This is a genomic window from Peribacillus sp. SIMBA_075 (assembly GCF_046534585.1).
In genome coordinates this window covers 1-277 of record NZ_JAWRYN010000471.1, presented here as the reverse complement: position 1 = coordinate 277, position 277 = coordinate 1, and the positions used below count along the sequence as shown (strand labels likewise).

Sequence of the window (277 nt, the reverse complement as noted above, 5' to 3'; positions counted from 1 at the left end):
CCAAACTCATCAAAATTCGACTCCGGCAAATTGACTTGGTAATGCCCCTCGCTGATCATCGACGCCGCTTTTTGCATACGCTGCAGCCGCGTGACGTGGATTTTAGCCAATAGCAGGCTCAGCAGCAAAGCGAACGGCAAGGAAATGGCAATGACAACGATGAGTGTCCGGTTCAAATCCGCCACCATTTCCCGGATCCCGCTTACCGGCGAAGCCAATAATACCCCGCCAGCAAGCGTGCTGCCCTCAACATAAGGCAGCGCGACGAAAGTCATCG

1 pseudogene is annotated in these 277 nt (G+C 54.2%); it reads right to left on the bottom strand.

From position 1 onward, the window contains the following. Window positions 1-277 (bottom strand): annotated as a pseudogene (locus SB775_RS29045) (sensor histidine kinase); the annotation flags it as partial.